Source organism: Nodularia sp. UHCC 0506 (assembly GCF_034931045.1).
GTDB lineage: Bacteria > Cyanobacteriota > Cyanobacteriia > Cyanobacteriales > Nostocaceae > Nodularia.
On sequence record NZ_JAYGHH010000026.1, the window covers coordinates 29,462 to 44,356 of the forward strand.

General features: G+C 41.8%; 11 protein-coding genes. 6 read left to right on the top strand and 5 right to left on the bottom strand.

Features of this window, described 5'->3' with window-relative positions; all coding sequences use genetic code 11:
• Positions 1–1,121: CHASE2 domain-containing protein (locus tag VB654_RS15090; protein WP_323214596.1), on the bottom strand; the 1,121-nt coding region annotated here is incomplete at its 3' end.
• Positions 1,122–1,531: 410 nt separating this feature from the next.
• Positions 1,532–2,314, bottom strand: a complete 783-nt coding sequence (locus tag VB654_RS15095) for a class I SAM-dependent methyltransferase (RefSeq protein WP_323214597.1) — start codon at positions 2,312–2,314, stop codon at positions 1,532–1,534.
• A gap of 542 nt (positions 2,315–2,856) precedes the next feature.
• Here VB654_RS15095 and VB654_RS15100 point away from each other — a divergent pair.
• Positions 2,857–3,666, top strand: a complete 810-nt coding sequence (locus VB654_RS15100; RefSeq protein ID WP_323214598.1) for a DUF928 domain-containing protein — start codon at positions 2,857–2,859, stop codon at positions 3,664–3,666.
• A gap of 53 nt (positions 3,667–3,719) precedes the next feature.
• Here the strand turns inward: VB654_RS15100 and VB654_RS15105 are convergent, their stop codons facing one another.
• The 3 genes from VB654_RS15105 to VB654_RS15115 form a co-directional block, all read right to left on the bottom strand.
• Positions 3,720–3,854: a hypothetical protein gene (locus tag VB654_RS15105; RefSeq protein WP_323214599.1), complete on the bottom strand. Its 135-nt coding sequence runs from the start codon at positions 3,852–3,854 to the stop codon at positions 3,720–3,722.
• Positions 3,855–4,135: 281 nt separating this feature from the next.
• Positions 4,136–4,567, bottom strand: coding sequence for a GAF domain-containing protein (locus VB654_RS15110; RefSeq protein ID WP_323214600.1), 432 nt, complete (start codon positions 4,565–4,567; stop codon positions 4,136–4,138).
• A 66-nt stretch (positions 4,568–4,633) separates the two neighbouring features.
• Positions 4,634–5,410 carry a MinD/ParA family protein gene (locus VB654_RS15115; RefSeq protein ID WP_323214601.1) on the bottom strand — a complete coding sequence of 259 codons (777 nt, stop codon included), beginning with the start codon at positions 5,408–5,410 and terminating at the stop codon, positions 4,634–4,636.
• A 112-nt stretch (positions 5,411–5,522) separates the two neighbouring features.
• Between VB654_RS15115 and VB654_RS15120 the strand changes: the two genes are divergently transcribed.
• Genes VB654_RS15120 through VB654_RS15140 form a run of 5 tightly spaced genes read left to right on the top strand, consistent with a single transcriptional unit; the run spans position 5,523 to position 14,670 of the window.
• On the top strand, positions 5,523–6,704 hold the full coding sequence (locus tag VB654_RS15120) for a DUF7005 family protein (RefSeq protein WP_323214602.1): 1,182 nt from the start codon (positions 5,523–5,525) through the stop codon (positions 6,702–6,704).
• A 41-nt stretch (positions 6,705–6,745) separates the two neighbouring features.
• Positions 6,746–7,852, top strand: a complete 1,107-nt coding sequence (locus VB654_RS15125) for a cyclic nucleotide-binding domain-containing protein (RefSeq protein WP_323214603.1) — start codon at positions 6,746–6,748, stop codon at positions 7,850–7,852.
• A gap of 38 nt (positions 7,853–7,890) precedes the next feature.
• A complete protein-coding gene (locus tag VB654_RS15130) occupies positions 7,891–9,513 on the top strand; it encodes an NHLP bacteriocin system secretion protein (RefSeq protein ID WP_323214604.1) in 1,623 nt (540 codons plus the stop codon).
• A 6-nt stretch (positions 9,514–9,519) separates the two neighbouring features.
• A complete protein-coding gene (locus VB654_RS15135; RefSeq protein ID WP_323214627.1) occupies positions 9,520–11,733 on the top strand; it encodes an NHLP family bacteriocin export ABC transporter peptidase/permease/ATPase subunit in 2,214 nt (737 codons plus the stop codon).
• 3 nt (positions 11,734–11,736) lie between these two features.
• On the top strand, positions 11,737–14,670 hold the full coding sequence (locus VB654_RS15140; protein ID WP_323214605.1) for an NHLP bacteriocin export ABC transporter permease/ATPase subunit: 2,934 nt from the start codon (positions 11,737–11,739) through the stop codon (positions 14,668–14,670).
• The last annotated feature ends 225 nt before the right edge of the window (positions 14,671–14,895 follow it).

Genomic DNA, 14,895 nt, shown 5'->3' on the forward strand with positions numbered 1-14,895 from the left:
AGCCAAGGTTTACGAATCTGATTTGCTAAAACTCCTCCCACCAACGACCAGGCAAATATCCACAAACCTTCTTGCCATCGATTCCAATACCATAAAAATGGTCTTTGGTCTAAAACAGCGCTGATTATTTGACTCGCATTTTGGGCATGAATTATCACTCCGGGCATTTTTTGGCTATCTTCAGCCCCTGCACTAAAAGGTGTGTAAAATGTATCTTTAACAATTGGTGCTGTGTAACCAATCATTACAATTTTGTCTTTAATCCAATCAGGATTAACTTTATCTGCTAAAACATCGCTGAGTGATACTTGCCTGAATGCGTTCCTAGCCGAACGATAGTTCAACAGAATTTGGTAATTTCCTGGATCAATATCATGATAACCACCTGAATTTGTTGTCAAGCGTCTGAGAACTGTAGAGCCAAATTTTAACTCACCAAATTCTGTCAGTTCTGGTTCAATTTCTATCGCGTTTAAATATCGAACTACCATTTGAAAACTCAAAGATGGTAATTGGTTTTCTGGATCAACGTAATTGCAGATATGTTGGCTGACAGCTGGCAGTTCCGAGGCTTGGGGAATAGCAAGGATCATGCCTTGGCGCACAGTTCCTCCAGCATCCACAGGAAAATCAGCAACTCCCACTCTTTCTTCTGTAACCCCTGGTGCAGCAGCAATTCCCGGCGAATCTGTGCTACTCAATGCACAAGCAGCAATCATCTTTTCATTGTCAGTTAATAACTTGACTAACTCCACACGACCCGCAACTGTACCTTGTTGAATATCCCTTAAAATATCTATGCCAATAACTCGCGGTTCCTCTGCCTCCAGTTTCGTCAAAACTTGCGCCAGTGTAGCATCTGTAATCGGGTATTCCTTGCGAGTCTGGAGGTCTGTATCATCAATGCCTACAATTAAAAAGCGGTCATCAGGTGCTTCATCAGGGCGCGATCGCATCAAATAATCAAAAGCAGATAACTCCATTCCTTGTAAGCCTTTGAGTTCTCGCAGTCCCACTACTAACCCAGTAACTACCAGACTGCTTAAAACTACAGTACCCCCAACATTCAACGCTGTTTTGGATAAATTGTGGAGTCTCGAAACTATATTTCTGATTGGCATATTAGCTCCTTTTCGTCAGCTAAAGTGTGAATTATTAGCAATATTTCGCTCACCCAATTAACCTATGCTTTGTGAATATTTCAGTGGCAATAGGTATTGAAGAACCTTAATTTTTACAACTTCTCAAGATAGACAATGGTAATTGTGAGGGATTTTACAGTAAAATTCACCCTAATGAGTATTTGAACTTAACAAAACAATATACTTGGGTTACTGCTAATTAGTAGTTTTCTCAGATTATTCAGTAATTCTACAACATTTATGCGGTTGTTTTACATTTAGATTATACTTTATCTACCGAGATGTCAGTCTAGATAGACAAATTTTCAGGCTCTGTCTCTAGTAGGTAATCAAGGCCGAGTTCCTAGTTGGCACATTTTCAGGTCGAAACAGGAAACAAAAGCTGGAAGTTACTTAACTTTTTGCCCGACAATAATTAATGAGTAGGAACCATCTACATCTTCCACTGTTGGGTAAGCAATGAGATAAGATAGGTGACGAATAATTGTGGGCAAACTCAAACCAGAATATTCTCCAAATCGTTGTTGAATTGAGCGATTTCGTAACAATTGAGTTTCCCGTTTAAATAAAATATTTGACCAAGACTGACCGACTCGATAATTCACTCTCAACCCATTTTGTTCTAGTAATCGAGACAGAGATTGATAGCTAAAAAATTGTTTATGACAAGAATTTGTGGGCAATCCAGCATGATCACGAGGTTCGTATAAAACATTAGGAACCGAGCAAATCAGAAATCCCCCTGGTGACAAAAGTTGCACAAACTCCTCTAAAATAATGCTAGGATTCATCAAATGTTCCAAAGTTTCAAAACTAACAATTGCATCAATATTTGGCTGGTTTTGATTGGCGAATAAACCAGGTTGTTCTAAGTTATGTTGAATTAATTGAGTGTGAGAATTATTACACTTTAGTGCTGCCTGTTTTAGCATTTCTAAATTTCCGTCTACACCAACTACTAAATCAGCAATTTTTTCTAGTTCGTGTATTCCATAGCCCACACCACAAGCAATATCAGCAATACAGTTTAACTTAAATTGGCGGAGGTAATCGGTAGCAAATAAGTAACGTCCTAAATGCTCAATCTTTACCCATAAATTATCATCGCTTTCATCAAATGGATCAATACAATCTTCTCCAAAATTGAGGTTAGTGTTGATTTTATTAGGCAAAGTATTTTCCTAGAGAGGATAATCAATTATAGCAATTATGATGGATAGAAATGCAGTGTCAGCGCATCTGGCTAAGAAAGAATATTATCTGAATCTTTATAAAATTTTAAAATGCTGGATATATTTTTAAGATTTATTTTTCAAAATTCAAATATGGAGTTTGGGAACTGGCTATAATGTCAATTCCAGATAGATCATACCGTCATTCTGGGTGAATGATCTGCCTAAAAGTGGTAAATATACTCGGCTGCGTTAAATACCTCTCCTCAGAAAACTATAGTGAGCTTACGTAAAAATCGTTACTGATGAGATCAATTTACTGGAACGCCATCGCGAATACTCGTGAAAATCCTTACGAATTCGCTGCTATAAAGTTGACAAAGTTTGGAACTTTCATGATGATATATATGTCATTACCCCTAGAAGGTAGTAATCTTTTAATTGTATTAAATGCAAATTAATTTTTTAATGATTGCGAGCAACTCCTTCTCAGATCGCAAATGTAGTTAGTTACTGTAGCAGGTTAAATAGGGGCAAAAACTATGTTCAACAAAAAAATCTTTTTACTCACACTCGGCTTAATCTTATCTACAAACTTTCTGCAAACCACCTTAACAGCGACAGCAGTATCTCCAGTGATAACTGCACAACGAAGACAATTTGCTCCGCGCCGTCGTTCTTTGTTGAGATTCAAAGTACCTAATGTTAGGGGTTCCCGAAATTTAGAAGCCGGAGCCGCACGTGGACAATGTAGCCCCCAAGGGATTAGTGCTGTTGTGCCAGCCAAACCTGACAGCATGAAAGCTAGAGAAATTCCCGTTGAATTAACACTAAATAATCGTCCGACGTTTTTTGTAAATGTACCGGAAACAACTGCCGAAACAGCGCTGTTTTTACTGCGGAATGAGGCAGGAGACGAAATACTTTTAGAGAAACAATTAAATTTAACTGCCAGCAAGGGTGTGATCAGCTATACCCTACCCACAGACTTTGCTGGGTTAGAAGTAGGACAAAAATATCGCTGGCGCTTAACCTTACTTTGTGACCCCACAGGAGGCGATCGCAGTGGTGATCCCGTTGCTAGTGGTTGGATAGAACGAGTTGAACCAAATGCTGAGATCGGGGAACAATTAGAGTCAGCAACTGATAAGCAGCGTGTCTTGATTTATGCAGACAACGGTTATTGGCATGACACCCTCAAAACTTTAGCTAACTTACGAGCAGAAAATCCCAGTGATATAACTTTGATTAGTGATTGGAAAGAACTTTTGCAATCAGTAGGGTTAGAGAATCTTACCAACCAACCTTTAATTCAACTGCAAGAAATGGAGAGCAAAGAACCCCAAGAGTAAGCAATCAAGAAGTGTTGTGTACTTACCTGCGGCTGGAGTCTGAGCTTCTCAATTCACTTTTCCTTTAAAATATCTGGCAACCACAATAAAATTAGCATGACAAAACAAACTATGACCAAGCCAGCGCTGTAACGAAACGCTTCCTTGAGATCGAAGGATTGTTCCATGAGATAGAGTGTTGTTAACATAGGAAAATCGTGTTTCATTTTTACAGGTGATTCAGGCTAATCTTACTACTTTAGGTTGACACTTGAGCCTTGATTTCTGCAAGCCGCACACCGTGACTTATAGTCATGCGAGGTTCAAACATAGTAGCGATCGCACTAGAACTGAGAAGATCAGGTTTAGGATTCATACCATTAACTCGCACAGATCACCGCACTATATAGCGATCGCCGTAATGGATTCCAAAACACAAGCAATGCGGCAACGGTTACGGGGTGCGACTTTTTCCTTAAAAATGCAGATTTCAAATAGAATTATTATTGTTTCTCAGTTGCTCGGCACGTTGCTGCAAATTTTGGAAATAATCGCCGCCGATAATCTCAGCAACTTCACTTTCTCTTTTTGATTGGTCAATTTGAATTTGCAATTTCAATACTTGTTGTTTAAGTTTTTGCTCTCGTTTATGAAATTCCCAAGACAAATGAATAGCTGCTGCTGCTTGATTAGCCAAAGCACTTAAAAAATCTAAATCTTCCTCAGTATAACGGACAAGAGGAGATAAATTATCAACGTATAACACCCCAATAGTTTCTTTATAATTTTTCAGTGGGACACACATACAATTTTGAATCCCATTGATGAAAATGGACACAGAACCATGAAATCGCTGATCACCTTGAGTATCTTGACTGATAATTGCATCCCCGCTTTGATAAGCAAGATTAACGTCGCTCATTGGCTGTTTCAGGAACATAGATTAAATAAGACACCTTTGCTGCTCAGATATTCTGTAGCTATTAATTTAAATCGTAACTGTTTTGTTAGTAATTTGTTTCGCCATTTTTTGTAGAACTTCAGTGATGGGATGGTTTCTGTATTTAATGGTAAAGATCCCTTCACTAGCTAAACGTAGCATATCGGGAGAGTCCGGTAGAATACCCAATACTGGTAATTTGTATGTTGCTTTGATTTGTTGGCGCATTTGTTCAAAGTCGTATTCTGGTAAGGCTTTATTGACTATGAGAAACATCTGAGGGACTTTCAATCGTCGCGCCACGTCTACAGTTACAACTGTTCCCTGAAAATCTTGTCTATCTGGTCGCAATATCAACAGCACAATCTGGGAAACTGCTAAAGAAAGTAATGTTTCTTCACTAAGACCAGGATGGGTATCAATGAATAAATAATCTAATTTTAAATCCTTAATTAGCTGCTGATATCCTGCAAATAACAGTTCTGGATCGAAACCTTCTCTTAATATCCGAGAAATTTCATTGACCTTGACGCTTGCAGGAACTAAGTAAAGTTTGTTATTTGGAGTTTCGTATTCTTCTAAAACATAACTAACATCATAGGCAGCATCTTTAATTTTACATTTCCCCCATAAAAAATCATTCAGGGTACGCTCACCTTGCTTCACTCCCAAACCAAAAAGAATATGAATTCCAGGGGAAGGAAGGTCAGTATCGATAATACCAACGCGATTTCCTTCACGTGCCACTAAGGCCGCAAGATTGGCTGTGGTATTAGATTTACCAGTACCGCCACGATAAGAGTGAATAGAAATAATTTTTGACATAGTGTTAATTATGGAGAATGTAACAAAAATAATACATATAGAGTATATTTTACAACAGCTTTTTGATTTATTATGATTCCTTACATACCTTTTTTTGGCCTTTGCGGTAGCAATGAATTCTTTACAATTGTGTGCCGATACCTTGGCAGCTTATGGAGCTAATGAGTCAGAAACTCTGGAATTGCTGAATTACAATCAAAATATTTTTACTCCCCCTCGGCTAGAAAACCTATTCCAAAACGATTCTGAATCCTATCTTGCTACCTGGAAGCAATATGTCCAAGAGTCTCATATTATTGGGGCTTATGCAACTTTAAAGCCGCACTTGGTGCAGTTACAGTTTCCTGTTGTTGCTGGTATCAGCGAAACCCCAGAATATCGAGACGCAACTCGCAAAGGGAAACCTACTGAACAGATGAAAATGTCCACAGGATTAAATTTGTTGCAGCCAGAACAACTGCAACTGTATATTTATCAAACCTTAGCTGGTGGAATTCCCGTTATAGTTGCAGGTAATCGTGCTGATTTTATTAGCTTAGTCCAAGCCCTAACCAAACGCAACGAACCCAAGCCAATCCCAGAATCAATGGGAGCTTGCATTGTAGAAGGTTATAACAATTGGCATAGAGTGTGGCAATATCAACAACAATGGCTTGACCAAAATCAAAATCAAAATAACTCAGGAGATTGGGCAGTAGAGTTTCAACGGTTAATTAAGCGTCCAGAACTGTATCGCGATCGCTTTATTTTGCTGAGTCAAGGCACATATAGCAACGTTAAAGCGAGTCAGTTAGGACTAGACGAAGAACAATGGTTAGAACTCTCTGGTAAAATTCGTTTAGAACACGAATGCACCCATTATGTAACGCGCCGTTGGTTCGGCTCGATGCGAAATAACATCTTCGACGAGTTAATTGCAGATTATCGCGGGATCGTCAGTGCCATCGGCAATTATCGGGCGGATTGGTTTTTACATTTTGTTGGTTTAGAAGCTTTTCCTACCTATCGTCAAGGAGGCAGATTAGAAAATTATCGGGGCGAACCGCCACTTTCTCCGGGGGCATTTAAAGTTTTACAAAGGCTAGTAAAAACAGCAGCAGAAAATCTCGAAAAATTTGAGCAAAAGTCTCATAACTCCACAAAAATTAGACCAGAAGAAATGGCGATATTCATGGCTTTGACAACGCTAAGGCTGGAAGAATTAGCATCTGTGCAAGGAATATCCCTCATCGAAACAGCCATGAAGAATGCAAAGCAATTGATTTCCCAATGGGATGAAATCACAACCGGGTGAGATCAAACCCTTTAGACCTTGATAATTAAATAGGTGAAATTATGATCGACCTTTTTCTCAAACAGTTAAGTAATAGCGATATCCAATGGCTGAAGCAAAACGGTCAAATGGAAAATATTCAGGCAGGAGATGTGTTAATTGATCAGGCGCGATCGCCTGATTTTTTATACCTGCTCATTAGCGGCGAACTAACAGGAAGTATTAGCCAAAATCAAGGTGGTAGGTTAGGGCGTGTGTTTGCGGCCTTGGAGGAAGACCAAGATTTAGAACAGGAAATTACCCGCTTTTTTCCTGGAGAAGTCGTAGGAAAAATGTCTCCAGTCGAGCTAACCCCAGCCGCGATGACTGTTAAAGCTGCCGAAGACTCAGTCTTGCTTGCCATTCCTTATGAAGTAATTCAAGAGCAAATAGCAGAGGACTTTGGTTTTGCGTCCCGACTTTACCAAGGAATTGCCACTTTATTATCAGAGCGTTTTGGGCGACTGATCCAATATTTTGTGCGTCAACATAAGGGACAAATTCCCCCTCTAGAGGATGTACCGCTAATTTTTGGAGAACTCAGTGATAGTGACGTTGATTGGATGTTAGGTGTGGGCAGATTGATGCGAATCTCAGCCGAAGAACTTCTGATCCGAAATGGCGAACAGATCGAAAACCTTTATATCATCCTGCAAGGAGCAATAGCTGTCCTCGTCAAAGAAGAACAACCCAATAGGCTCGTCAGCCTGTTCACTGCCTTAGAAAGCGATGAACAAACAGATGAATCCTTAGACACTGAGATCATTCGTCTCTACAGGGGAGAAATTCTAGGAGAAGCGATGACTTTAGATAATCCTATGTCAACCTACACCTTGAGAGCCTTAGAAAATTCCATTTTACTGACAATTCCCGAACAACAACTGCTAGTCAAATTACAGCAAGATGTGGGTATATCTGCCCGCTTTTATCGTGTTGTTTCCATGCTGATTTCGGGGAGATTGCAAGGACTAATTAGCCGCTTAGGTTACGGGCGCAGTCGTTATGAAATCGGTCAAAGTTTAGAACTAGATGCAGTTTACGAAGATGAAATTGATTTGGAGGTCATGGATAATTTGACTCTGGGCGGAGCCAGATTTGACTGGATGCTTAAACGATTAAAGGTCAGTTAAACCTTCAGCAAGCATAAATAATCAATGGGTTAATTGTTATGTCAGATTCATCAAAAAAACTATTTCGTGAAGAATCCCTAGAACGCCTATCTTCACCAGAACGGCTCGACCAACTTATGAATGTGGTTGACCCCAAAGCTTGGTTACCCCTAGCTGGATTGGGGTCTTTGGTCGCCGTAGCCGCAGTTTGGAGTGTGGTTGGTCGGCTGCCTCTGACAGTCAATGGCCAGGGTGTGTTGCTCTATCCTCGCAGCGTTATTCAATTTCAAGCACCTAGTGATGGGACAGTCGCCCAACTCAATATTAAATCTGGAGATCAGATCAAAAAAGGAGACATTATTGGACTGGTTAGCCAACCCGGACTAGAACAGCAACTCCAACAAGAACAGAAAAAGCTGCAAGAGTTATTGACTCAAGCACAGGACAGCAACTCAGCCCTCAAAAGAAGTCTCACCTCACAAAGAACAAATCTAGCCAAACAACAAGCTAGTCTCAAAGCTACCTTAGAACGGGAATCAATCATCCCCAGGTTACGCCAACAAAACCTGCAACTACTGGCACAAAGTCGTGAGGTAATTCAAAGCAGACTGATTAACGACCAAGAAGTTTTACCAAGCTTACGTCAAAGAAGTTTTGATTCTATTCAACAAAAAAAAGAGGGTCTGAATGAGCGCCTAGAACAAATTAATAAATTACTGCCAGAACTACAAACACAGCTCAAAGCTCGTCGCGAATTGTATGAGCAAAACATCGTGAGTGCAGATGTGATGTTAAGCGCTCAAAGAGAATACTTTGATAGTTTAGCCCAATTGTCTGATCTCGAAGCCCAACAGAAACAACTAGAACTAGAACAAGTCAATACAGAACGACAGTATTTAGACAGTATTAACCAAAGTAACCAACTCAACGTTCAACTGCAAGAAATTCAGGTGAAGCAAGTTGATATTGAAAGGCAATACCAGCAAAGCCTAAATACAATCGATGAACTAAATACCAAACTTCAAGAAGTTAACAGTCAACTAGCTAAGTTGGATCAAGAACAATTAGAGGCAGAGATTAACAGAGATAATAATATTGGAGAAGTGAGAAGAAGAATAGCTCAATTAGAAAACGAAATAGAATCAAAAAGCAAGATTATCAGTGATTATGATGGCAGAATTCTGGAATTATCAGTTGTGCCAGGGCAAATAGTTTCTGGAGGATCTCGTTTGGGGTCAATTAATTCCCAAGGTACTGATGCCAAATTAATGAGCGTCATCTATTTTGCTGATAAAGATGGCAAGCAAATTCAGGAAGGAATGGAGGTTCAAGTCACTCCCAGTCTAGTCAAGCGAGAACGATTTGGGGGTATTCTAGGCAAAGTGCAAACCGTGACACCCTTCCCGGTGACAGTGCAAGATATGTCAACCATGATCGGCAACCAAAATCTGGCTGAAAATCTCGCTCAAACTCTGGTATCAAGAGGTGGTAATGCCCCCGTACAAGTGTTTGCCGAATTGGAAACTGCTGATACGAAAAGTGGCTATCAGTGGTCTTCCTCCACAGGCCCTAACATCCAACTATCTCCGGGAACTACTATACAGGTTCGGGTGAAAGTAGGAGAAATCGCGCCGATAGCCTACGTTATTCCGATCTTTAAGTCGATTACGGGTATTTATTAGTATATGATGTCCATAGCATTTATTTCTAACTTGATCAGACCAAGCGATCGCGGTCGAGTCCGAACTCCTACAGTGCTGCAAATGGAAGCAGTCGAATGTGGGGCAGCTGCTCTTGGCATTGTTTTGGGTTATCACGGTCGGATAGTTCCCCTCACAGATTTGCGGCGTGAATGTGGTGTTTCGAGAGATGGTAGTAAGGCTTCTAACGTTCTCAAAGCAGCTCGGTTGTACGGTTTAAACGCCAAAGGATTTAAAAAATCTTTGGAAGATGTACAGCAAATTAAACCTCCTTTTATCGTTTTTTGGAACTTCAACCACTTTTTAGTAGTGGAAGGATTTGCTGGCAAAACCGTCTATCTCAACGATCCAGCAACGGGGCCAAGAAAGGTTTCCTTCGATGAATTCGACCAAGGATTCACAGGGGTAATCCTCGTGATGGAACCAGGGACAGAGTTTAAAAAAGGTGGCAAAAAAAAGGGGATTCTCACTGCCTTAGCCTCTCGCTTAGAAACTTCCCGTTCAGCAATTATTTTCTGTTTGGTTGCCGGATTGCTGCTGACAATTCCTCGCTTGGCCGCCCCTGCCTTTACACAAGTATTTATCGATGAAATTATCATAGAAAATCGGACTGAGTGGTTGCGTCCCCTACTCTTGGGCATGGTCATAGCGGCTTTGCTGCGGGGTCTATTAGCCCGTTTACGGCTCACATATTTGCGAAGATTACTACTAAAGCTATCAGTTACTATGTCCGGGCAGTTTCTGTGGCATACCATCCGCTTACCAGTGGGGTTTTATGCCCAACGTTTCGCCGGAGAAATTAGTAGTCGCGCTCAACTCAACAATAAGGTAGCCGAAGTCCTCTCAGGCCGTTTGGCAACCACTGCCATAGACTCCATCATGATGGTGTTTTATGCCTTGATCATGTTGTTCTACGATCCATTGTTGACCTTAATTGCGATTCTCTTCGCTGCGGCTAACTTCGTGGCCTTGCAGTCCCTCTCCCGTAACCGAGTGGATGCCAATCTCCGACTGTCTCAAGAAACGGGAAAGGTGGCTGGACTGGCTATTAGCGGTATTCAAAGCATCGAAACAGTCAAAGCCAGTGGATTAGAGTTTGACTTATTTGCTAAGTTTGCCGGCTACTACGCCAAAACCGTCAACGCCCAACAGGAATTAGGATTACCCACGCGAGTTCTAGGAGCCTTGCCTACAGTATTAACCTCTCTGGCTGTCACCTCAATTTTAGTAGCAGGCGGGTTTAGGGTGATGCAAGGAACCCTCAGTATTGGGGGACTGATTGCCTACCAAGCGCTGACACAGGAATTTCTCAGACCGGTGAATGAGTTAGTAAATTTTGGCAGCACTCTACAAGATTTAGAAGCTGATTTAAATCGTCTGGATGACGTTTTAGAGAACCCAGTAGATCCCGAAGCCGAACGAGAAGTTGACCAAAATAACTTTAGTCCCACAATCTACAGCCAAGAATCCTTTAAATTACAAGGATATGTGGAATTGCAAGGACTCACCTTTGGCTACAATCGCTTAGATAATCCTCTGATTAATAATTTAAGTTTGAGATTAAAACCCGGAGAAAGAGTTGCCTTGGTGGGTGGTAGTGGTTCTGGTAAGTCTACTGTGGCTAAGTTGCTCACCGGACTGTACCAACCCTGGTCAGGGGAAATTCTCTTTGACGGTATCCCCCGTCATCAAATTACTCGCCCTATTCTGGCTAATTCTCTAGCTATGGTAGAGCAAGAAATATTTCTATTTGCCGGCACTGTGCGGGAAAATCTCACCCTTTGGGACTCAACTGTTCCAGAAGAGGATTTGGTCAAAGCTTGTGAAGATGCAGCTATTCACGATCTGATTCTGAATATGCCTGGTGGCTATAATAGCGAACTCAGTGAAGGGGGGATGAATTTAAGTGGAGGACAACGGCAGCGATTGGAAATTGCCCGTGCTTTGGTGAGAAATCCGTCTGTATTAGTTCTTGATGAGGCAACTAGTGCGCTGGATGCAGAAACCGAGTTAATTATTGACAGAAACTTGCGTCGGCGCGGTTGTTCTTGTGTCGTAGTTGCTCACAGGCTCAGTACTATTCGTGACTGTGATGAAATTATTGTCTTGGCTCGCGGAAAAGTAGTACAGCGCGGCACTCACGAAGAGTTACGCAGTCGCCCAGGAGTCTATACACGCTTAGTTGGTACTCAAGAAGGATAAACTATGACTATTGCTCAGCAAGGACGCATCGTTAAAAGTAATGAACCGTTGCTCTTGAATGACCCCCAGACAATCTGGTTTGTGAAATCCGGTTCTCTAGTCTTGCATGGCATTTTAGTGGAAAACGCAGAGATTAAAGGTAATCGCCGCTTTTTGTTTAATGTTGGCCCAGGAGAAGCCTTATTTGGATCTGCTTTAGCACCAAGCCACAAAGATGAAGACTTCAGAGGCATTTTGGCAGTAGCACTCGAAGAAACTGAACTGCTGGAATTAACATTAGCAGAGTTAATAGAACAAGTTAAAGATCGTAATTTAGAAGCGATCGCTTTAATCGAAGGTTGGTATAATCACTTGGGCGAATGGTTGAGAGAGCAGCTAACAGCCAGCCATGCACCACCTAATAGTATTGTTGCCGAAGGAACTCACTATGTATCATTACTCAAAGAGCAAACCCTAGTGCCGCCTTACCTTTTCGCCAATGGTAAGAGTGGACAAACCATCTGGGTAGCGTGTCAACAAGGTAGAATTAAGTGGCGAGGCATGGAAGACCTGATATTAGATAGCTCTTCGCCCCCCATACCTCTAATTGCTGGTACTTGGTTGGAGGCAGAAAATTCTGTGGAAGTTTATACTACTCCCACCCAAGAACTAGAACAAGTCGAACAGCTACCCGCCAGTTTTGCCCTGTTACACGCATATTTTTTTCACTTCTTTAATCTTTTAGAGCAACAGCAGATTTCATCGGAATTTCGCCGTTTCCAGCAAAGGCAAGAATTCAACCGCCTGGTTCTCGAAAATTCTATGGGAGAACTAACTTCGGTATTAAAACCGGAAACAACACAATTCTTCCAAGCAGGAACCCCCTTACTGATCGCGGCTGGGGCTGTAGGTAGATTCATCGGAATTAACATTATACCTCCAGCACAATCGGAAGACCTGGATCGCGTTCAAGACCCTCTAGAGGCGATCGCGCGAGCTTCCCAATGCCGAATTCGCCGAGTCTTGCTGGCAGGTGACTGGTGGCAACAGGAACACGAAGCTTTGTTAGGCTACACCAAAGCTAACCAACCAGTGGCTTTATTGCCAGATCACAAGCAGCGTTATCTTCTCTTCGATCCCGAAACTTTAACTCGAACTCCCATTGATGCCGAAGCCCTGAAAAACATCAAGCCGGAAGCCTACGTATTTTATCGACCATTACCGCAAATAGTTACTAGCACCATAGAGATTTTCCGTTTTGGTATCAAAGGGTATGAAAAAGATGTAGCCGTAATCTTGGTTTTGGGTTTTTTCGCATCGCTACTGGGCATGGTGACTCCCCAAGCCACCGCCATTTTAGTTAACGATGCTATTCCCGATAGCGATCGCTCTTTATTATTGCAACTGGGACTAGCTTTATTTGCTGCGGCTTTCGGACAAGCCACGTTTCAGTTAGCACAGCAGATCATTACCTTAAGAGTGGAAAGTGCTGCTGATGCTTCTCTGCAACCAGCTCTATGGGATCGAATACTCAAATTAAGTCCAGCATTTTTCCGGCAGTATGCATCTGGCGATCTCGTCAATCGTCTCTTAGCAGTCAGTGAGATTCGCAGTCAATTGAGTGGCTCTACCCAACGCACACTCTTAACCGGACTCTTCGCTCTCCTCAACTTAGGGCTGATGTTCTTGTATAGTTGGCAACTGGCATTAGTGGGTGTTGCTCTCACTCTGTTAGTAATTATTATTACCGTCATTTCCAGTCGTCTCTTAGTCTACAAACAACGCAAACAAGAGAAATTAGATGGAGAAATTGATGGACTGACCGTAGAACTCATCAACGGCGTAGCTAAACTGCGTGTTGCGGCGGCAGAGGAACGAGGATTTGCAGCTTGGGCGAAAAAGTATAGCCATCGAACAAAGTTACAATCAGGAATCAAAAGCATTAATGATAGTGTAGAAGTTTTTAACGAAGCGCTGTCTGTCGTCAGTTCTGTTTTGATCTTTTGGTTTGCAATTTTATTTATTCAGATAGCGATAGAGCAGAGAACCCCTAGCGGACTAACAGCAGGAACATTTCTGGCTTTTAATGCCGCTTTTGGTGTCTTTATTAGTAGTGCCACAGAGATTAGCAATACTCTGACTGATATTTTAGGAATTGTTCCACTGTGGGAACGAGCCAAACCAATTGTACAATCACCCCTAGAATCCGATCCCAGCAAAGCTGATCCAGGGCGATTGACAGGGCGTATTTCTCTAGAACACGTCACTTTCCGGTATCGAGAAGATGGGCCCCTTACTCTTGATGATGTCAGCATCCATGCCGAACCAGGAGAATTTATCGCTATGGTGGGGCCTAGTGGCAGTGGTAAATCTACACTGTTTCGCTTATTGTTGGGCTTTGAGATTCCCTCTAGTGGCACAGTTTACTACGACGGACAAGATTTAGCAGGACTTGATATGCCATCGGTACGACGACAATTGGGTGTGGTACTGCAAAATGTCCGCATTTCCTCAGCCCCAATTTTTGAGAGTATTACATCTGGAGCTTTAGTCACTTTAGATGAAGCCTGGGAAGCAGCTCGAATGGCAGGATTTGACGCAGATATTCAAGCTATGCCTATGGGAATGCACACGGTAATCAGTGAAGGCGGAAGCAATCTTTCTGGGGGACAAAGACAAAGATTGCTGATTGCCAGGGCGTTGGTTTTAAAACCTAAAATTCTCCTGATGGATGAGGCAACTAGCGCTCTGGATAATCAAACTCAAGCTATTGTCACCGAAAGTTTAGATAAAATGAATGCAACTCGCATCGTGATCGCCCACCGTCTCAGCACAATTCGTAATGCTGATCGCATTTATGTTGTTGAAGCCGGTCGCGTGGTGCAGGTGGGGAATTATGATCAATTAGTCAAAGAAGGGGGGCTATTTGGTCGCTTGGTAGCACGACAATTAGATTAGTTGTTGAATTGTTGCAGAGAAATCTCTGCAACATCCTGCTTTCAAAGCAATAGAAAACATCTAGTTTAAGTAAGTAGGCGAGAATAAGTCAAAGTACATTAAGTAATGTAAAAATATTGAGATTGTTTCGTAGTGAGGGCTACAGCCCTCAAATAAGGACTAAAGTCCTTACTACAAACATTGAATTATTCCTGCTGCTCTACTTACATATTTAAATTATATTTA